Raw genomic sequence first — 19,396 nt, 5'->3', positions numbered from 1 at the left:
TTGGAATTTTTACTGCCAGCTCTTGAAAAAAGCTGCGAATTGTTCGCGGTACTGATCGGTCACCGGAATCGTCTTTCCAGCCACTTCGATAGTGCCTTTTGTAGCCGCTTTTATCTTGTCGAGCGACACGATGAACGAACGGTGAATGCGCATGAATTTGTCTTTCGGCAGCTTTTCCTCTATCGCTTTCATGCTCATTAACGATACGATTGGCTTGGGCTGGTTTTCAATATAAATCTTGATGTAATCCTTGTCGCTTTCGAGATAGGTGATTTCTTCGGTGGCGATGCGAACCAACTGGTATTCGACTTTGACGTAGATATAGCTTTTTTCAGCCGACGGAATTTCGACAGGCTTTTCCACCTCATCAACACCCGTTTTCCGGATCAGTTCATAATATTTGACGGCCTTGTTGACGGCCTTCAGGAAATCGTCATAACTGAAAGGCTTGAGCAGGTAATCGAGGGCTTCCACTTTATATCCTTCCAACGCATATTGGTCGTAAGCCGTGGTGAAAATGATGCGTAGGTTGCCATCGGCTTTGTACGGTTCGAGTAATTTGGCGAGCTCGATTCCGCTTAGATCGTTCATCCGGATATCTAGGAAAAGCAAGTCTACGGGAGATTCATTTATGGCTTTAAGTGCCGCAATGCCGTTTGAAAATGTCGAAACAAGTTTGAGCGCAGGTGTCTGTTCTATGTAAGACGCCATCATTTTGAGCGCCAAAGGTTCGTCGTCTACTGCAATACAACTTAAAATCATAGCTGTTTCAATTTGAGTGAAACCGAAAATTCCGAAGCCGCAGTGTTTTTATCGATATCCAATTCGTATCGGCCCGGATAAATCAAATCGAGGCGGCGTTTGGTGTTTCCTATCCCGATTCCGTTGCTTTCCTCCTTATTAAGTGCCTGTTCTTCGAAAAGCGAATTGCGGACTTCGATTTCGATAGTGTTTTCCGTCTGTCGTAACCCAATATAAATATAACTCGGATGGATCGAACTGATGCCGTGTTTGAACGCATTTTCTATGAACGGCAAAAACAGCATCGGTGCAACTTCTACGTCTTTTACTATTGCCGGTTTGTCAAAAATAACCTGAACGTTGGAAGTGATGCGGAGTTCCATCAGCTTTAAATAATCTTCTACAAAAGCGACTTCTTTTTGAAGTGAGGTCAGGTTGTTCTGCGTGTCATAAAGCACATACCGCATCAAATGTGACAGATTGTAAATGGCGGCCCTTGCGGCAGTGACATCGGTATCCGTAAGCGCATAAATGCTATTGAGGATGTTGAAGAAGAAATGCGGATTGATCTGGGATTTAAGGAAAGACAATTCAGATGTCACTTTTTCCTTTTCGAGGTTTTCGCGAAGTTGTGATTCCGACCTCAATTTTTCCCCGAACCCAATCACGGTGCTGCTTCCGATGACCAACAACGTAATGATTACAGTTCCGAAATCGCCCAGCAACGCTTTGTCCGGATGCTCTTTCTTTGGATCGACATTGAAATGCTTGTTCAACACCGCATGTAAATCCAATAAATTATCGGAAACATGGCTAAAGATAAGTACCGATGGCAGAACGAGAAGTATGACCGACAACAGGAAAAATCCCCATCGGCCACGAAACAATAAAAACGGCAAGAGCACTTTGAGCGACAGATAGAATATCCCGACCCAAACCGCGAACATCAGCGATTGCTTGATCCAGTATTCAATGGGGAAATACACTTTCCAGAACAACGGCAGGCATTGCAGAATGGCCAATCCGGTGAAAATGAGGATTTGTGCGAGGATGGAAATTCTTTTGTCTGACATCATTCGAATTGTTGCGGCAAAGATAGCGTTACCGTTCGGAATTCAAATTTGGGTCGATAGAAAGGGAACAAGTATCGACGGAAGTAACATATCTTTCAAAATCTACTTTGAAAAATAAAAAAACCGTAACCTGATTTCCAGATTACGGCTCTTGTAGCGAGAGAGAGATTTGAACTCTCGACCTCAGGGTTATGAATCTTGGAATTTACATTTTTATTCTGGTTAAATCTATTAATTATCAGTAGTTTAAAAAATTTACAAAATCCTGTTTTGTCCGTTTTAATCCTTTTGACCTCACTTCTTTCCTCACTCCAATTTTGTTAGTCCTTCATGAAATCTCAGTATGCAACATTAGAGAAAAATCCGTTGGGCTGGGACATGGGTTAAGAATAATAAAACACGTTCTAGTGGTATATAGAATATTTTTCCGTTTCATACTCAACTATAAACCCAAGAGTTATACATTCGTAACCAGTTAAAAACTAAATCAATGAAAAAAGTTTTACAGAATCTTGCATAACCTTATCAGATTTTTTTAATGGTAGTCAATCAGTTATTTGTCATATCATTGGGAATGCCCTTTATCAAGCATTTAGTGATGAAGGATTTTCAGCTAGTCAAGTTACAGGAAATTTAATTTTAAGGGATAAACATAATAAATCCTTGGTAAATGGTTCTTCTAAATTTGGAAAGGTAATCGGAAATTTTCATACATGGTGTGAAGTTGAACAAGTAGGTAATCTTTTTATCATTGGCCCAAGTATATATTTGAACTCTAAACTGTATCAAACTTCAGGGATAAAGTTCAAGCAAAAGTTAGTTCCTATTTTAATACTTTCCGAAAGACAATCTTGGCTTTACACGTACATCCCTGATGCAGCTTTTGAACCTGTATCCAAAGCAAAAATTAGAATTAGCATTATTATCACAAGATGGGCAAATAACACATCAAAGCCTCATTGATAAAATTCGCTTAGCCATTCGAAATACTTAGTGATTTGGCAAATACAAAACGAAGCATTGAAAGAATATGAATAGACTAATAATTGTTGGAAACGGTTTTGATTTAGCGCACGGATTACCAACTAGCTACAAAAACTTTCTTAGTTGGTACTGGACAACTTTGTCATCGTCAATGGTACAGAGTCATGGCACTTACACTTATCAAGATTTCTTCATCAAACTAAACATTCATGATGGCATAAAGTTCCAAAGCTTGAGCGATTTAGAGAGACTTTTGGACAGACCTTATTACGAAAGAGGGAAACACTATGCCTATTTGAATGACTTTTTCCTCTCAATTAATAGATTCTTAAAGGAAGTCAATTGGGTGGATATCGAAATGGCTTATAAAGAAAGCTTGGAACTTATTTTTAGGACTAACCATGCGAGGATGGAAGACCTAATCACCGATTTAAATAAAGAATTTGAGGAGGTTCGGCAACTATTTCGAACTTATCTAGTGGAAGAAATTGACGCTAAAGTTAACTCGGAAATTTACCTTGATTCAATGCATAGAATCCTTAATAGTTGGCGACCAACGCAGAATTTTTCAAACGACTTTTTTAGCAATCCTCCCAAGCATCTGACTCATCTCAGGGATATGGTCAATAATGATTTGCCATTTCATGACTTAGATGGGAAAACATACATCCTTTGTTTTAATTATACCAATACGGTTAACTTATATATTTCAGAACATTCCCGAACAATCGTAAATCAAATACATGGCAGTTATAGGGATAATAATAATCCAATAGTATTTGGATATGGTGATGAATCTGATGAACTATTTCCTGAATTGGAAAAGGCCAATAAAAATCACTATTTGGAATTTACCAAATCTAGCAGCTATTTACATTCAATCAATTACACAACCCTAATGAGCTTTATTGATTCTGATGAATTCTTCGTAGAAGTTCTTGGACATTCAATGGCACTATCAGATAGAACTCTTTTAAAGGGAATATTTGAAAATGAAAACTGCAAGTATATTTTTATGCACTATCATCAAAGGGATGATAACACTGATGACTTCTTTGACAAGGCTATCAATATTGGAAGGCATTTCACCGATAAAAATATGCTTAGAAGGAAGGTTGCACCCAAGGCATTTTGCATGCCATTACCTCAATGCCCCAAAGACAAATAAAGTCTAAATTAAATTTTTGATAGGGATTCTTTCTTAATCCATCCAAATCCTTCCTCACCTGTCGGTTTGGTGTAAAATATCTTTGCCCAAATTCTTCCATCCTTTAAAATGGCAATAGTACATCCCAATGGCAGTACATCAATTTTCTTAGCTTTAAGTGTTGCCCTGGAATATACTGTACAATCTACATCGTTCAGATATTCGTCGTAGTCTTTCTCAACTACAATATTATTGGTGGTGACGTTGTTAGTAACGTTAACTGAAGTTGATGGTGCTGGAAAAAATACCATCGTTATTAGAAGCCAGATAAAGCTTGAAAGTAAATTTGTCGCAACGCCCTTCCCAACTTCACCGCTAAAAATTTTCTTTAGAAAATTAATCAAGATAATCTTTGCGTTTGGTAAATCCGTCGTTGCAATTGATTCTAAGACACTATTTGTATCAGCTACCAAATTCGCTATTGCCGAATCTCCATAGGCTTCTTCTACATCTTCAAAAATTGAATCGTCCAATCCCGTGAGCGAAACTTTTCCAAAAAGTTCACTATATTTTAAGAAGGGTTCCCATTTATTATCCTGACCTAGCCTCTCGCGCCACCATTCGTCAGTACTTATTGAAGTAAATATTGGGTTAGTATTCGGGATAATTAGCAACTTTGTGACTCTTTGAATAGCATCAATTGTCGTTTGGACATTGTTGTAATTTTCTAAAGACATCAAATTAATATACGGAAATGATGGAACATTTATTTTTGGAAGTGCTATATCCATAGCACGACTCAACGCATTGATAGAATCCAAATTTGGAATGCTTAACTGAATTTTTTTATTCCATTCGAAAAAATCATTATTCATATTCTATTATCTTAATTTCCAAATTTCGGGATTACGTGAATTTGATACAATAGTCTAAGAATTAAGTTCTCACGTGGTTTATAAACATCTGTTAAATACCTAACTTTGACTTCTAACCAAAAAACTTTGAAATGCCTCATGCCATTATAAAGCCAACAAAAGCTATCAAAATCGACTTTGACCCTTCAAATATTCCTATTGATATAATTCCAAAGGAAAGTTTGGAACTTGTAAAGCGATACTTAGAATCCGATGAGCTTGCTGAGGAGTCACAGTATGACATTTACGGGATTTACCCTGAACAACTAATATTCGGATTTGATTTGAACCATGAAGGAGAAAAACTATTTATTCCTGAATTAAATCCAATTCTTATCTTTTTTAGCAGTGCTGCAATGTCTTTCCCAATGCTTAATCTTTTCCGAAAGAAACTTTTTGAAAACGCTGCTAATCTAAGAAAACCTTCAGGCAAAAAACAACACCCAGCACATTTTAGTGATTTTGCACAAATGGCAATGACGTGCATAATTAATGCTCAAGCATCAATAGAGTGCTTTGCAAATTCGGTTGTGCCTATACATATCAAACTGTATAATTCAAAGAACCATCCTATTAAGCGTCCATCATTTGCCGATAAGGTAGAATTCGGGTTCCCCCAAGTTAAGGAAATCGATTTTGCAGATGAAAATCCAGAAGGTCTTGAGATTATAAAGCAATTGATTCTACTAAGAAATGCAATCGTACATTTTAAGCCTGAGGATAAAGTTACGAACACTCATTTCAAAAAGGTCTATAGACGCTTAATCAATTTTGATTATTTTAAGGCTCTAAACAGTATTGAGTCGTTCATCAATTTTTATGAACCAAACCTTATTGAAGAATGTAAATGTGGAGTAAATTATTTCTACGATGTAATCAGCCATGATAAAACAAAAGATATGACAAAGCCATCAGATAAATATGGATTTAAATTTAGAGAAACAATTGAATCTCTTGATGGAATTGACCATGAAGAGATGGAGCAGAAGGATGGTTACATTCTCCTTCACTCCAAATTCAAAGACTATTTCTATTACATATACAATCCAGTAACTAAAAAATATTATTGGCTGGAATACGATTCACAAGAACCCGAACTTGAGAAGCCTAAAACATATTTTAATGAGTATATAAAAGACGCAAATGTTCAATAGTTCTCAAATTCTAAAATCTACAAATGCACCATTAACGTATGTAGAGATAGATTTCATTTACTTGATTAGTTAGGTTTAAGCCTCTCATTTTGAGAGGCTTTTTTATTTAGATTTGTTATTAACCTAAATTTATATGCTACAACTCGATTCAGTACTGTCTACATTCAAAGCAAGAGCAAAGAATCCGTTTTTTGGAACCCTAGCATTTGTTTGGTTCATTCGTAATTGGGATTTGATATTCATGATGTTCAACTTCGATTCCACAATGAAGTTGGATGAGCGAATGGATAGGCTTTGCCGTTATTTTGATTCTAGGAACTTTTGGCAAGAAGCTGGGATAAATGTTGCATTCGCTATTGGAGCAATGATTGTAGGGTATATACTTCTGCTCGTAACACGTTGGTTATCGACCTTCTTTGAATATAGATTAACACCTTATGTTGTAAGGACAGCCGATAGTAATTTAGTAATTGAGAAAAGGAGATTTGATGATAAAGTCAAACAACTTTTCCAAAAAACGGATGAGTTAGAAAAAGAACGAGAGGAAAATGATGAGCTGAAGGACAAGAATGCTGAATTGAAAAAAGCTAATCTAAAACTAGAATACGATTTGAAGGAAATGTCTGAAGTTCATGTAGATGCTAACAAACAACACCTCAAATCCCAAGCCGAATATAAAGAGAAGGAAGCGGCAAATCATAAAGTTGAACTTCGGAAGGAAAGCATTGTTAACTTGGTTAAATATGAAATGACCAATCCGAACCAAGTTAATCCCTTAGCCCTATCTGCATTTATTCAATTAATAAGTGATGGTAAGCTTTCAATAGGTCGAAATATTTTAAACCAAGGAATTCTCCGCAGTCACTTTGAACTGAATGAAAGCGAATCCTCCTATTTTGAAGGCTTGGGATTAGTTCAACCCTACAGACATCGCGATGAAGAAGATGGATACACTTTGACCTCAATAGGTCATTATCTTCAACTAAACTTCCCTCATTATCTAAAAAATGCTAATATCGAGGATAATAATTTCGATTAGACTAAAGCATTCATTTTTATTGGATATGTAATCAATTTCACAGACCCTGCAACTTATTCGGCAAATTTTCACATTTGTAGTATTTACAATTACGTATCCCTGAATTCAGGCATATAACAAATATCCCCAATATTAGGGATTAATTGATACAACTATAATTATTAGGTTTGAAGCGTAAAACCATTTAAACCAATAAGTTATGAAGGCATTCTTATCATTAATCCTCTTTTCATGTGGAGTTTGTTATAGTCAAGTCACTAAGTCCACAGTAAATACTCAAGAAACAACAAATACAAACACAACAACGGGTGTAAAAACTTCCACAACTACTGAAACTACAGATACAATCTTACCATCTGCTCAACAAGATATAAAAACAACCAATGTTACTGAAACAACCACAGTCAATCAAAGGGATGCACAAGGGGTTATCATTCAATCAACAGTAACTAAGACTACGAGTGTAATAAATCAAACTGATGAAACTATTCCTCCAGTATTGGTTGAATCAAATACAGCAAATTTTTTAAACGCGCATATTCAAGTTGTAAAAGCAGAAACCTCAGATAACCTATTTAAGATTACTTATTTTGATAAGAGTAACCATGATAGACTTACTTATTACGAAACCCCAATAGTTAGAAATGGTTACATCGGCTATCATGAACATATTTCAGTTTTTAAATTTCAATTTCCTATATCAATTGTGACAGTTCCATTCAAGGTTAGACCAAACTTTCAAGGGAGAAAGCAATTGGCAAAAGCAGACGTTGATAATATTGGCGTTAATCTAGCCATATATCAATATTCACTGCATAGACTATTTTATGATGGCAAAACTTCTAATCATAAATTCTCAATTGGCTTAATGGCTGCACCAATGGTTCAGGAATTTAATGAGGAAAATACTAATGAATATTTGAATGAAGATGAATCTTACACACAATTAATGCTTTCATCGGGAATTACATTATCATATACTTACAAGGAACTTAGCTTTACAATAATTCCACTTGGTTGGGATACTGCACTTACAACTGTAGGCAAACACTGGGTTTATAATGGAAGACCTTGGTATGGCTTTGGTATTGCTTTGGACACTAAATTTTTAGGCTTTGGTTCAAGCATATAATAAAGAGCAAAAAGCTATACACTTTAAATAAAATACTCTATGGCAAATGCGAAAATTAACAATCATCTTTGTAATTCAATTTTAACCTTCTTAACGGTATTCATAGACACTTTGTAACCAATCGTTTCATCTGAAGCCAATGTTGCCAAATCTCTTAATGACATATCAGGATGTTTTTTAAGTGCTTTGACAATCCTATTGTGTTTCTCAAGGAACTTTTCCGTTCCTTCTACACTACCGACCTTACGACCTTTATAGATTGTTGTATGATTAGCTTTCGCTTTGGCTTGAGCAGCTTCCAAACCTGCTTGCCTTCTTTCGGCAATCAATTCTTTCTCATATTGTGATAGTGAACTAAGTAATCCTGTAACAATCATAAAAGTTGGGCTAGGCTTTCCATTCACAATACTCTCCATACCTAGATTTTCAACCCTTATATTAATTCCTTTATCCGTGAATTCTTGCAATTGGGTAAGCATTGATGCAGCATCTCTTCCAAGCCTATCTATACCGCTTAGAATAATTTTATTTACCTCGCCTTTATCTATTGCTTCAATCAATTCTCTAGCTTGTGGACGGTCTTTAAATGGTTTAGTTCCTGAAATTGTATCTCTATAGACCAAAGCACCATCAGGAACAGTTAATTCTTGGCGGTCGAATCTTTGTCCAACTGTTGACTTTCTGAGGTAATATGCGCTTCGTTCCATAAACATGTTATTAAAATTCAAGAACAAAGATAGCAATATGTGCAAATTAATTGTGCATAATATATAATTATTGTGCAATTTTAGGTTAGTCCAATTTGAATAGATTTTTGAACGTATTTGCTCGGTTTGATAATTGAGAAGTTGTGCAAGTTTGGGTTATAACCTAAAATTGCACATTGAGTCATAAAGATTCTCTATTGTATGGCGTTAAAATAAAAGTGAACCCACCTGAACCACAAAAGAAGTCGAATATCGGGGTGTGGATTTTTTGGTCGGGAAAGAATGGGCGCGATACTAGTTATCTAAAGGTAAAATGATAATAATCATGAGCAAGTTTTGCGTTATAATTAAGTTAGATTCAGAGTCATTCAGAGAAACTTATAACCAATTTACCTACATTTATCCACCGTTTTGTGTAGTTCAACGGAAATATTTTAGATTTGATTATAGTTCAAAATAAGCATTGTACATTTAAAATATAAAAACCGTCTGTTAAGACGGTTTAGTTAAATTCATTTCTTACAGGCTTCTATAAGTGTGGCTAACGCCAAAATAATTTGTGGTAGCTTTTTGATAAAAACAACAGCTACTGTTGTTGCGGGAATAAGAATTAATTCTGTCATTTCGAACCGAGAGAATTAAATTAGAAACTTAGGTTTCAAGAGCAGAGTCGGATGTATAGTCCGACTTTGTCGTTTATTGACCCAAAGGCCAGTACAGGTCAGAACTTTAATGAGTTAAATGTACTTAATTAGTAATTCGTTTATATATTACATATTACTAAAAAGGGCAAATTTTCGACGTACTACCATTATTTCAGGTGAAAGCTCCAAAAAAAACGATGTAATTAAATAATTAAGAAAATGGCGTTTAAAATTTCTTAATAAAATACTAAGAAATAAACTTGGTAGTAAGTTGCAAAGTTTTTTGTTAAAGATTTACATTTCTAAATCAAACTTATTAACATGAAAAGTATCAGTATCCATAGGGTTTTTCGTGGAGTGGCAATGATATTGGTACACATCTTATACGTAGATAGCAAACTAACTTAACCTAAAATAAAAAGTATTATCATTTTATTTCTTTAGTAAGTTCAAGAGAGCACTGCTGAGAACCCTGTTAGGAGCAATTCCTGCATCACTAATTTACTTTTATCACTACATGCCAAAACTATTGCAACGACGAGGACAGCTATTTTTATTTCGACGAGTGACCTAAATAATTGTTTAAGTTTTAAATTAAAGGATTTACGTGCTTTTTATCGGATAAATTTGCTCCTAGTTAGTAATCCGTTACAGAATCATCAAATCCATATTATTTGCTTAGACCGAGAACGATTTGCTCAATCCTTTTCTCTGATAGTTTAAAATCATGACTTAGTGCGGCATATCTCCCTTGATATGACAATGATTCAAGGCTCTTGAATGCCTTATAAATATCCAAATCCCTAATGATTGTGAAGGATATAATTCCGAGTTTTATCATTCTATTCGACATTTTAATTCCTGAATGTTTCATAGAAAATCATATTCTTCATCCTGTAATTACTACATTCAAAGCTATTGAGTATAGCCAATGGTCAAATTCATTTGCTGAATTATACCCGGAGGATCCGGGTAAGTTATATAATTAGCTTAACATCCCTCTCCTACTTTCTTCGATTAGATGAGTCAAACCTCCTTTGCAGTATTCTAGTTTCCAAGCCTCTTTGTTCTCAATTAGCGTTTGGATTGCACCTCTCCATCCGCTCATGCTCTCTACCCGAATCACTTTCTGCAAATGGTTTTTAAAAGCGGCCTCATTCATTTGACTGCAATCGATTTCCAATAAATCCATTTTGACTTTAATTCGAGGATTGAACATAGCTTCGTCCGAATCATTATTCTCGAAGTCATTCTCATATTCTAATCTTAAAAGGTTTAGGGGTAGGCGGGGTTCGTCATCCATCTCCTCCATCTCCTTCAATTCCGCTATAAACTCTGAGGTTGGTTGCGGTTTGTATGTATTCGGTTTAGCGGGTTCGATAGGAGAATCATTGTCATAGCAAACCTCATCGTTTTGGAATGAAAGAATTGCATTAGAGGCTAGTGCTATCTGCGCTTCAGCAAGATTTGCCGGTTCCGGCAAATCTTTGCTGAAGACATTATAAAGCTGTCTTTCAAGAAAAGCCTCGTTTACTCTTATAGTTGTTGATGAACCTCCGTTCTTTCCGTTGAAGTTATGGCTGGTCACGGTCGTAACATAACCTTTCTTCTTTAGCTTACTGATGAGATTTCCAACTGACTTGGCTTTGGTCTTGGTGTCCTTTAGAACGAGATGTTTCGCAATTTCTGAGTGGTTCATATAAAACTGCTGACCGTTTCTGGTATACGATAAGACCAGCTCAATAATTTTAATTTCGTTGGCCGTTAGGTCAAGTCTGGTAAGGTGTGGTAATGATTTGATAAAATGATTGCTGAAAGCATCGTTCAAAGATGTAAATTCCATTTAGATATTCCGTTTTTCTCTTTCGCCGCGTTGGACGATTATAAGCATTTCCGTTTTTGATTTTAGGGGTAACGGACGCTGACAGACGCGAACCCGTCAGCAAACCCCTTGTAAAACTGTTTGAGAAATTATACGAAACTACCTTCACTAAGTCAAGTATATTGGATAAGTTTCTTTGACTTTTTTACCAGACCATCTAAAAGTTGCCTCGCGCTGGTAGTCTCTAAAAGATTTTCCCCTTGGAGTGATTCCAAAACTGAGAAAAGAAAAAAAAAGTTGGAAGGATTTTAAAATAGCGAAGCAATCTATCGATTGCCTTATAATAAAGCATATTTATATTAATATATCTATTCTTATTCTTTAATCTAATTATATAGTCTTATAATGAGGGAACCTTTGAATGGAGTGCCTACTATTTCAAAGTTGCCTCGCGAGAATTTGAGAATTGCTTCGATGTTTTGAACCTCATCCAATTAGCGAAGCGATACCATTCAAAAATGAACTAAAGCATTCAATAATTCCCTCGGAAGCACCGACAATATGGATATTTTGTGCAACTCATTCACACGTATCACGAATGACGTGGCCTGCGCCAAAGCCTATGTTTGCTGGGGCTGTCTCAACAAATTCAGAATGGCGTTGACATCCTACCTTCCTCCAGAAGATTTTTTGAAACTGCATCAATGATGGCGTTCGCGTTTCCGCTCTTACCAGCGAGGCAATTCTCTAATGGTGTAGTAAGGATATAGATAGCCTCAGAAAATTTTTAAAAATTTTTGAGATGAAAAATGTGACCTTGACTGTTGCGGTTCATATTTATCAATAAAGAATTATGAAACTGAAAATGACAACTGACCAATTCAAGAGATTGCTTGAAAAGTCGGACACGAAACCCAAATATCCAATCACATTGGATTTAAAGAAAATAAGTAAGACGGAAGCGCAGGAGATTATTAATTTACTAAAGGAAAAGAAGGGTTAACCTTCTTTTTTTGTTTGCAGACCGTCCAGAAGCTGGGACGGTGTAACTCCTATTGCAGAGGCAATTCTGAGTAATGTGGTATATCTCATATCCTGAGTTCCCCTAATATACTTTCTTAAATTAGTTGAATCGAGGTTAGCGTCGTGCGCTACATTCATAATCTTGAGATTCTTTTCTTTTATTAAATTTTTTATTCTTTCTCCCAGTTCAACAACTTCGATTTTTATTTGAATTTCCATGAAAGAAAATTATACCAACCAAATCGCATTCAATATATCTTATAAAACAGGTTTTTTTAAACCTGTTTATTTTATATATTTGAGTAACCAATAAAGCAATTAAGAATGATTAATCGTTTACTTCGACCTGTTTCATTTATCATTTTCATAGCCCTTACCCAAACAGGATGTTCTGGCGCAGATAATCCTACACCTGCTGACCAGCCAGTTGAGAGAATGTATTTCAAATTGGACAGCAATGTTTCAAATCAATTCATTGTTTATCGCTTAAAGCCAGATGGAACTTTAAATACTTATGATTACGAAAGTCATTATCTGACCTTTACCGTAAGAAATGGCGATATAATCACGGTAGTCTGCAAAGTTGGCGAGGAATTACTACCAACTGTCGGATACAGGATTGATAACGGCGTAGATGACGGAGAGACAAAAACTCTACATTCATCGGCCAATACTTCCTCATACTATGGCTTCAGATTGATGCGTACTGAGAATGAAGCGGAAAACTTCACAGTAGAATTCTGACCATGAAAGAATGGATTGTTGACCTATTTCCAAGAGGTGGCGGTTTTAAAACAGCCACTAGAATTTTCGCCCCTAACCAAGCGGCGGCAGTCGTTTCTGCAAGAAAAATGAATCCCCAATATAGAACAGGTGCAGTTAAACCCGCAAAATAGTCCATGAACGCTAAACACATTCTTTACCTTGTCTTTCCGTTTGCAGTTGGGTTTGTAGCCCAAATGTTTATGAAAATTCCTGACACCTCCTACTGGTTCTACATCTGGTTGCTCTGCCTAGCTTCGGTCTTTATTTTCGTAAAGATGATATTGCCATACCAAGAACAGAAGTTTAATGCCATCAACTCCATCGATTATAAAGGGGCTATGGATGAAAAGAATCGCGAAGAAAAACCATACACATATATTGTCGGCTTGCACATGGTCGTCTTTGTCGGCCTCATCATTCTGTACTTCACCAATTAAAACCTCATCAATGGAAAAAATTTCCTCTTGCCCGAATTGTGGCAACTCACACGGCGGTGACCGCGCCAAGCAATGTTCCAAATGTACTAAAACTACTTGCCAAAAATGTAGCTTCACGGGTTGCACGTGCGGCAGTAGCAGTTACAAAAAACAAATGATTATCGGAAAATGATACGCGAGGTTAAAGCCTGAGTTTTTATTAGGTTGTTTTGTAAAATTTACAACCACTATTCAACTTAGCCCGTTGATTAGACAAAATTGTTAGACGTTTTAAGAATTGGGTATAAAAAAAGGCTCCATTAAGAGCCTACGTTCGGATTCAATTAAGAGAAGGGCAAAAGAATCATGCCTATACGCACAATGCCAATTATTGCATTCAATACTTGAAAGAATAATGACCAATTCTTTATTTTGTCTTTATTTTTCATGACTATAATTGTTTGATTACTACTATACATTACTATAACGTGCCTTGGGGTAGCGAAACCCAAGTCATTGTAACCTCCAACCAGTCATTAGAACGTGATATAAATGTACAATAAAACCTGATAAGCTACTGAATTTCAATCTTCTTTTAATCGGTTAAATTTTACAAATCATCGATTATTTACAATTACTCAAAATGATTATTGGGTATATTTACTTCTCACTAATCAACATTCTATTGTGGAACTAGAAACAGACATAATCTTTTTAGACACAAGCATCTTTGAGGGAGATAACTTCTTTCGTGGACATAAGATTAAAAAGCTCGGAGAACTATCGAGGGATGGTGAAATCAAGGTAAAGATTACGAGCGTCACTTATGATGAAGTAAAGAATCGAATGGCTAAACGTCTGAAGGAAGCCAAGTCCACCTTCTCATCAATATCCAAAGAAGTTGAATCCAAAGCTAAAATCCTTAAAAACCTTGATAACTACAAAGACCTCTTTCCATTTAAAAGAGTAGATGTCGATAGGGAACTCAAGGTCATGGTTGAAAAATGGGATGCTTGGATAGTGGAAAGCAAAGTTGAAATAATAGATTCAAAAATTGCGGATATAACCACCATACTTGGTCAGTATTGGAATCAGAAGCCACCATTTGATGAAGGTCAGAAAAAGGACGAGTTTCCAGATGCAATTTCTATCAATACAATTCATAATTGGGCTAGAGTTAACAAGGCGAAAGTTTATGTGTTATCAAAGGATTCTGATTTCTGGAAATATGGTTCAGATGAAAATCTAGTTATGCTCAATGACCTTTCACTCTATTTAGGTGCAGTTAATACAAGAATAGAAGGTGTCTTATTCATTCAAAGTATATCGAAGGAAGTCGAAAACAACTTTAGTCAAGTAATTAAAATGCTCAAAGACCAATACTTTGAAGAGGTGGCAGAGCTTATGAATAAAGAACTTTATGAAATTTATGATGATTTTGAACTGGAAGAACCCGAACTTAATGATTTAGAATTAATTCAATGCGTTCTCTTCGATGCGTCTAAGGAGAATGCAAATGGGCAACTCACAATTAAGTTGAATATCAAGATTCTAGCGTCTTTCCGAGATTATGGTTCATCATTCTATGATAAGGAGGATGATGTTTATTATAACGTAGAGAACAAGTGGACAACCATAGATGCAAATATTACGTTCGATGTAAATGCAGAATTTGAGTATGAAATGGATGACAATGATATCATAAATTTTGATGTCACAGATTTAACAGAGTTCAGCTTGCTTCTTTACGAATCAAATGGTGACAATGAGGTATTTTCTTCATTTGACCTAGAGGAGTAGAAACAAGTGTCGTTTATTCTCAGGATTTACCATAGAATGCATAATAGTTAGCAATTTGAGCATTCTTGTTATGAACTAAGCCCATGATTGTTGCTCTTCTCCAGTTGCAACCTATTCAATAATTGTGTAGTTTTGGAAGTAGATGATTCTTAGGAATCTGATAATCCCAAACCACGCTCTAAAAAATGGGAAGATGCGCTGGTTTACCATATGAAATCACGTACTGAACCGCTAGCACTGGTTCCAATGACCGAAGTTGCCAGAAGGATTTCACTCAAGGATTCTGAAGCTGCAAAGCGGTGGTGTCTCCAACAAAAATTAAGTGTTCATAGATTCGCTAGAAGGGATTTTGTCTATGAATTTGACTTGGAGTTCGCAGTCACCAAGCCCTTCGTCTTAAACCTTCAGCTCAAGCATCCGAATGAATGGTTGAACATCCTAAAAGATGTTTTAGACTGTGATGTGCTTTATAATTATTTTCTTCTTAATTTAGAACAGACCAGGAATGACAAGGCTTTAGCCATCATTGAACCCTTGGATGCTGAACAAGACGAGCTACTAAAACGACTTTTAAGATGAGCGGAAAATTGAAGAAACCGAAGTTCACAGGAATGAAGATTTATTGCAACACCTGCAAGAGAGATAACCCAACCTGCAAGCATCATGACAGTCATGTTTATCGCGTCCGTCTTCACGTCAAAGGAAGCACCAAAGGAGTCAAAGTCAAGACACTTTTGAGCCGCGACTATGATGAAGCCGTCGATGAAGCCATAGCATTCAAGAAAGAGATGGTCTCGGTCAACTACCAGCCGGAATATAAACCGAAGGAAAGAACCTCAACAGTTCAGACAATCCAAACACTTGTGAGCGGCATTCTCAAATATGACCAATATCTGAATGGCAAGCATGAGTTAGTTCATCTTCGGAAAGAAGTCGGGGATGCTCACAGAAAAGAAACAATCCGGTTTTGCACTTACTTCTGTGATGCAGTCAAGAAGATTGACAACGTGACCCTTCTTCCAATTTCCGAAATCTCGCAACATCACGTTGCCGCCTTCTACTCTTGGGCAGAGAAAGAATATGCCCCAAGAACATTCAACAAGATGATGGCAGCAATGAAAGGCTTCTTTGATTTCATTGTAGCAGTAGAAAAAATCAAGATGGAGAACCCATTTGCCGTTTACGTTACAAAGGAAGTAGGAAAGCAAAATATCCAAACCCTCTCCAAAACTGAATTTGAAGCAGTCTTGGAAGCTGTGGATAATGCCTCACCAATCTTTAACATGAAGACTGGAGAAAAGAAAACGATGTTCTACCCCTATCTTAAGAATGCCTTCAAACTATTCTTGCTGACTGGTGGCCGCCGCGAAGAAGTGGTTGACCTGAAATGGTCAGACCTTATGATTACGGTTCAGGATGTGCGATTTTTTCAAGTTGCAAATGGGAAGGTCGAGAAGCAAAAGCGAAGCAAGAACCTCCACGGTGCAACTGCAAATAAGTTCTTTCCAGTTAATGCCGACCTGATGGAACTGCTAACGGAGTTAGGCTATGAAGAGTTCAAGGGTCAGGATAAGTTCATCATTGCCCCTGAGAGAACGGTTTCCAGCAAAACAATAATGGATAGAGTCAGTAAAGCTTTCACACATTATAGGAAGGAAGCTGGAATTACCAAGGAAGTTAGTTTGGACGAATTAAGGAAAACTTATCTGACGTGGATGAACACTATAATGAATAAGGACACGAAAATTCTGTCATCCCACTCAAACCAAGAAGTTCTTAATAACCATTACATAGACCCAACGGTTCTTTCAGCAGTGGAAAAGGCCAATCTTGAGTTCCGAATTTTCGCTTCTTGATGATGGTCTTTAACATTTTTCCTCACTCCAAAACCTCACTCCAAGACACAAAAAAAGCACCTACTTTCATAAGTGCTTGATTTTAAGTAGCGAGAGAGAGATTTGAACTCTCGACCTCAGGGTTATGAATCCTGCGCTCTAACCGACTGAGCTACCTCGCCAAGGATACAACCTTTGTGATTGCGGGTGCAAATATAAGATTTAATTAAAGTTTGGCAACCCCGAAATAAAAAAAAATAATCCCTTTAAATTGTCGAAGTAATAATAAAATCTATATATTTCGAAAATCTAAAAATACACTATGGACGTTAAAGTACGCTACGAACTCGAGTTTCCCCTCAACTCTTCGCCACAGCTTCTGTATCAATATATTTCGACGCCTTCAGGCCTTTCCGAATGGTTTGCCGACAACGTCAATTCACGTGGAGAGTTTTTCACTTTTATATGGAACGGGAACGAAGAACGCGCACGTCTGTCCTCTAAAAAAACCGGCGAAAAGGTTAAATTCCGCTGGGTGAACGACCAGAACCAGGATTCCGATTTCTATTTCGAGTTGCGCATCCTTGAAGATGAAATCACCAAAGACGTTTCCCTGATGGTCGTTGATTATGCCGAAGAAGATGAAGTGGACGAAGCCAAGCAACTTTGGGAAAACCAGATCTCAGACCTCAAACATGTAATCGGATCGGTATAACCAACCCGTTATTTAAACTTATATTTGCCCTGAAATTTTCCGGTTTCATATCGCCGGTTACCTCAGGGCTTTTTTATGTACAATCACAACGGGGAATTTTTTCCTGCTTCAGACAATCCGTTTTCCAACCGCGGTTTCCTTTTTTCCGATGCCGTTTTTGAAACCGTCCGCATCTACAACGGAAAAGTACTTTTTTTAGAGGATCACTATTTCCGCTTGATGTCAGGTATGCGTATCGTGCGTATGTCGATTCCGATGGACTTTACCATGGAATTCATCGAGCAACAGCTTCTGGAAACAGCAAGTAAAAATGGAGCCGATAAATCAGGAAGAGTGCGAATGACGGTCTACAGGAACGATGGCGGATTATACCTTCCCAAAACCAACCAGGTTTCATTTGTGGTCCAGGCTTCTGCATTGGAAGACAATTATGCGGTTTCTGATTCGGCTTATGAAGTGGAACTGTTCAAGGATTTCCACGTTTCCAAACAATTACTCTCGTCAGTCAAGACCACGAACCGAATGGTCAACATCACCGGAAGCATTTATGCCGATGAAAACGGATACGACAATTGCCTGCTGATAAACGACGACAAGAATGTCATTGAAGCGCTAAACGGGAATGTGTTCATCCTGCATCAGAACAAACTGACCACACCGCCCGTTTCTGACGGATGTATCAATGGCGTGATGAGAAAGCAAATTCTTTCGATTGCAAAAAAGTCCGGGAAATGGGAAGTTTCAGAAGAATCGATTTCTCCGTTCGATCTTCAAAAAGCAGATGAATTATTCGTCACGAACGTAATCCGAGGCATCCAACCCATTACTAAATACCGCAAAAAAGAATTCACACGGGAAGCATCGGTTTACCTGACCGATGAACTCAACAAAATAATTGAAGCTGATTAATTCAGCATTGGGTTTTCGGGTGAATTCGACCACAACATATAATCGCCACCCAATTCACGTATTTTTTCCTTCCAGAAATCTGTAGTAGACTTGCCGATGATTTTGTTCTGGTAGACATTCTCGGCAATGATCCAGGAATTGACTTCAAGTTCATCTTCCAATTGGCTTGCCGCCCATCCGGTATATCCCAAAAAGAAGCGGATATTTTCCTTGCGGATATTCCCATTGTTGATTTGCTTTTTGGCCTGTTCAAAATCACCGCCCCAATAAATTCCATTGGAAATCTCAATGCTGTCCGGAATCAGGTCCGGAATATTGTGGATGAAGTACAGGTTGTCCTGTTCCACTGGTCCGCCGTTGTATATCTTGAAATTTGCCTCTACATCCGGAACAAGGTCGTTCACGGTATATTTCAAGGGCTTGTTGAGAATAAATCCAACCGATCCCTCGGAATTATGATCTGCCAAAAGAATGACAGACCTGTTAAATGATAAATCACCGATAATCGATGGCTCGGCAATCAGTAAAAGTCCTTTGTGTAGCTTTTCTGAAATCATACCCCGCAATTTTGAATAA

General features: G+C 37.1%; 19 protein-coding genes and 1 tRNA gene. 12 read left to right on the top strand and 8 right to left on the bottom strand.

The window, feature by feature from the left end; all coding sequences use genetic code 11:
* Positions 1-9: 9 nt before the first annotated feature.
* Both G6047_RS08500 and G6047_RS08495 read right to left on the bottom strand, forming a co-directional pair.
* Positions 10-762 (bottom strand): LytR/AlgR family response regulator transcription factor, encoded by a 753-nt coding sequence (locus G6047_RS08500; RefSeq protein WP_169527180.1) that lies wholly within the window; start codon positions 760-762, stop codon positions 10-12.
* Positions 759-1,817, bottom strand: coding sequence for a sensor histidine kinase (locus G6047_RS08495; protein ID WP_169527179.1), 1,059 nt, complete (start codon positions 1,815-1,817; stop codon positions 759-761). Before G6047_RS08495 ends, G6047_RS08500 begins: the two co-directional genes overlap by 4 nt.
* 1,027 nt (positions 1,818-2,844) lie before the next feature.
* On the opposite strand from G6047_RS08495, the gene G6047_RS08490 reads away from it, so the two are divergent.
* Positions 2,845-3,966: an AbiH family protein gene (locus tag G6047_RS08490; RefSeq protein WP_169527178.1), complete on the top strand. Its 1,122-nt coding sequence runs from the start codon at positions 2,845-2,847 to the stop codon at positions 3,964-3,966.
* Between the two features lie 8 nt (positions 3,967-3,974).
* Here the strand turns inward: G6047_RS08490 and G6047_RS08485 are convergent, their stop codons facing one another.
* The gene (locus G6047_RS08485; RefSeq protein WP_169527177.1) at positions 3,975-4,820 is read right to left on the bottom strand and encodes a hypothetical protein; all 846 of its coding nucleotides are present in this window, start codon (positions 4,818-4,820) and stop codon (positions 3,975-3,977) included.
* Positions 4,821-4,951: 131 nt separating this feature from the next.
* Here G6047_RS08485 and G6047_RS08480 point away from each other — a divergent pair, with 131 nt between their 5' ends.
* The 3 genes from G6047_RS08480 to G6047_RS08470 all read left to right on the top strand — a co-directional run bounded on the left by G6047_RS08480 (position 4,952) and on the right by G6047_RS08470 (position 8,184).
* On the top strand, positions 4,952-6,013 hold the full coding sequence (locus G6047_RS08480; RefSeq protein WP_169527176.1) for a hypothetical protein: 1,062 nt from the start codon (positions 4,952-4,954) through the stop codon (positions 6,011-6,013).
* A gap of 133 nt (positions 6,014-6,146) precedes the next feature.
* The gene (locus G6047_RS08475) at positions 6,147-7,052 is read left to right on the top strand and encodes a hypothetical protein (protein WP_169527175.1); all 906 of its coding nucleotides are present in this window, start codon (positions 6,147-6,149) and stop codon (positions 7,050-7,052) included.
* Positions 7,053-7,251: 199 nt separating this feature from the next.
* Positions 7,252-8,184 carry a hypothetical protein gene (locus G6047_RS08470; RefSeq protein WP_169527174.1) on the top strand — a complete coding sequence of 311 codons (933 nt, stop codon included), beginning with the start codon at positions 7,252-7,254 and terminating at the stop codon, positions 8,182-8,184.
* Positions 8,185-8,246: 62 nt separating this feature from the next.
* On the opposite strand, the gene G6047_RS08465 is transcribed toward G6047_RS08470, so the two are convergent.
* The 3 genes from G6047_RS08465 to G6047_RS08455 all read right to left on the bottom strand — a co-directional run bounded on the left by G6047_RS08465 (position 8,247) and on the right by G6047_RS08455 (position 12,599).
* Entirely contained in the window at positions 8,247-8,891 is a 645-nt protein-coding gene (locus tag G6047_RS08465; protein ID WP_169527173.1) for a recombinase family protein, read from the bottom strand.
* A 1,629-nt stretch (positions 8,892-10,520) separates the two neighbouring features.
* A complete protein-coding gene (locus G6047_RS08460; RefSeq protein ID WP_169527172.1) occupies positions 10,521-11,378 on the bottom strand; it encodes a hypothetical protein in 858 nt (285 codons plus the stop codon).
* 978 nt (positions 11,379-12,356) lie between these two features.
* Positions 12,357-12,599, bottom strand: coding sequence for a helix-turn-helix domain-containing protein (locus G6047_RS08455; protein ID WP_169527171.1), 243 nt, complete (start codon positions 12,597-12,599; stop codon positions 12,357-12,359).
* Positions 12,600-12,704: 105 nt separating this feature from the next.
* Here G6047_RS08455 and G6047_RS08450 point away from each other — a divergent pair, with 105 nt between their 5' ends.
* The 6 genes from G6047_RS08450 (at position 12,705) to G6047_RS08425 (ending at position 17,217) form a co-directional block, all read left to right on the top strand.
* On the top strand, positions 12,705-13,124 hold the full coding sequence (locus G6047_RS08450) for a hypothetical protein (RefSeq protein ID WP_169527170.1): 420 nt from the start codon (positions 12,705-12,707) through the stop codon (positions 13,122-13,124).
* A gap of 2 nt (positions 13,125-13,126) precedes the next feature.
* A complete protein-coding gene (locus tag G6047_RS08445) occupies positions 13,127-13,276 on the top strand; it encodes a hypothetical protein (protein WP_169527169.1) in 150 nt (49 codons plus the stop codon).
* A gap of 3 nt (positions 13,277-13,279) precedes the next feature.
* The gene (locus G6047_RS08440) at positions 13,280-13,582 is read left to right on the top strand and encodes a hypothetical protein (RefSeq protein WP_169527168.1); all 303 of its coding nucleotides are present in this window, start codon (positions 13,280-13,282) and stop codon (positions 13,580-13,582) included.
* A gap of 666 nt (positions 13,583-14,248) precedes the next feature.
* Positions 14,249-15,361 (top strand): PIN domain-containing protein, encoded by a 1,113-nt coding sequence (locus tag G6047_RS08435; RefSeq protein ID WP_169527167.1) that lies wholly within the window; start codon positions 14,249-14,251, stop codon positions 15,359-15,361.
* A gap of 210 nt (positions 15,362-15,571) precedes the next feature.
* Positions 15,572-15,940, top strand: a complete 369-nt coding sequence (locus G6047_RS08430) for a hypothetical protein (protein WP_169527166.1) — start codon at positions 15,572-15,574, stop codon at positions 15,938-15,940.
* Positions 15,937-17,217: a tyrosine-type recombinase/integrase gene (locus tag G6047_RS08425; protein ID WP_169527165.1), complete on the top strand. Its 1,281-nt coding sequence runs from the start codon at positions 15,937-15,939 to the stop codon at positions 17,215-17,217. Before G6047_RS08430 ends, G6047_RS08425 begins: the two co-directional genes overlap by 4 nt.
* 87 nt (positions 17,218-17,304) lie before the next feature.
* Here the strand turns inward: G6047_RS08425 and G6047_RS08420 are convergent.
* Positions 17,305-17,378 (bottom strand) — tRNA-Met (locus G6047_RS08420).
* Between the two features lie 140 nt (positions 17,379-17,518).
* Here G6047_RS08420 and G6047_RS08415 point away from each other — a divergent pair.
* Together G6047_RS08415 and G6047_RS08410 are read left to right on the top strand one after the other, a co-directional pair.
* Positions 17,519-17,911 (top strand): START-like domain-containing protein, encoded by a 393-nt coding sequence (locus G6047_RS08415; RefSeq protein WP_169527164.1) that lies wholly within the window; start codon positions 17,519-17,521, stop codon positions 17,909-17,911.
* Between the two features lie 75 nt (positions 17,912-17,986).
* Positions 17,987-18,820, top strand: coding sequence for an aminotransferase class IV (locus G6047_RS08410; protein ID WP_169527163.1), 834 nt, complete (start codon positions 17,987-17,989; stop codon positions 18,818-18,820).
* On the opposite strand, the gene G6047_RS08405 is transcribed toward G6047_RS08410, so the two are convergent.
* Positions 18,817-19,377, bottom strand: coding sequence for a YqgE/AlgH family protein (locus G6047_RS08405; protein WP_169527162.1), 561 nt, complete (start codon positions 19,375-19,377; stop codon positions 18,817-18,819). The genes G6047_RS08410 and G6047_RS08405 overlap by 4 nt on opposite strands.
* Positions 19,378-19,396: the final 19 nt, after the last annotated feature.

The sequence above is a fragment of the Flavobacterium silvaticum genome (genome assembly GCF_012911565.1).
Lineage (GTDB): Bacteria > Bacteroidota > Bacteroidia > Flavobacteriales > Flavobacteriaceae > Flavobacterium > Flavobacterium silvaticum.
This window is presented reverse-complemented; position numbering and strand designations above follow the sequence as displayed.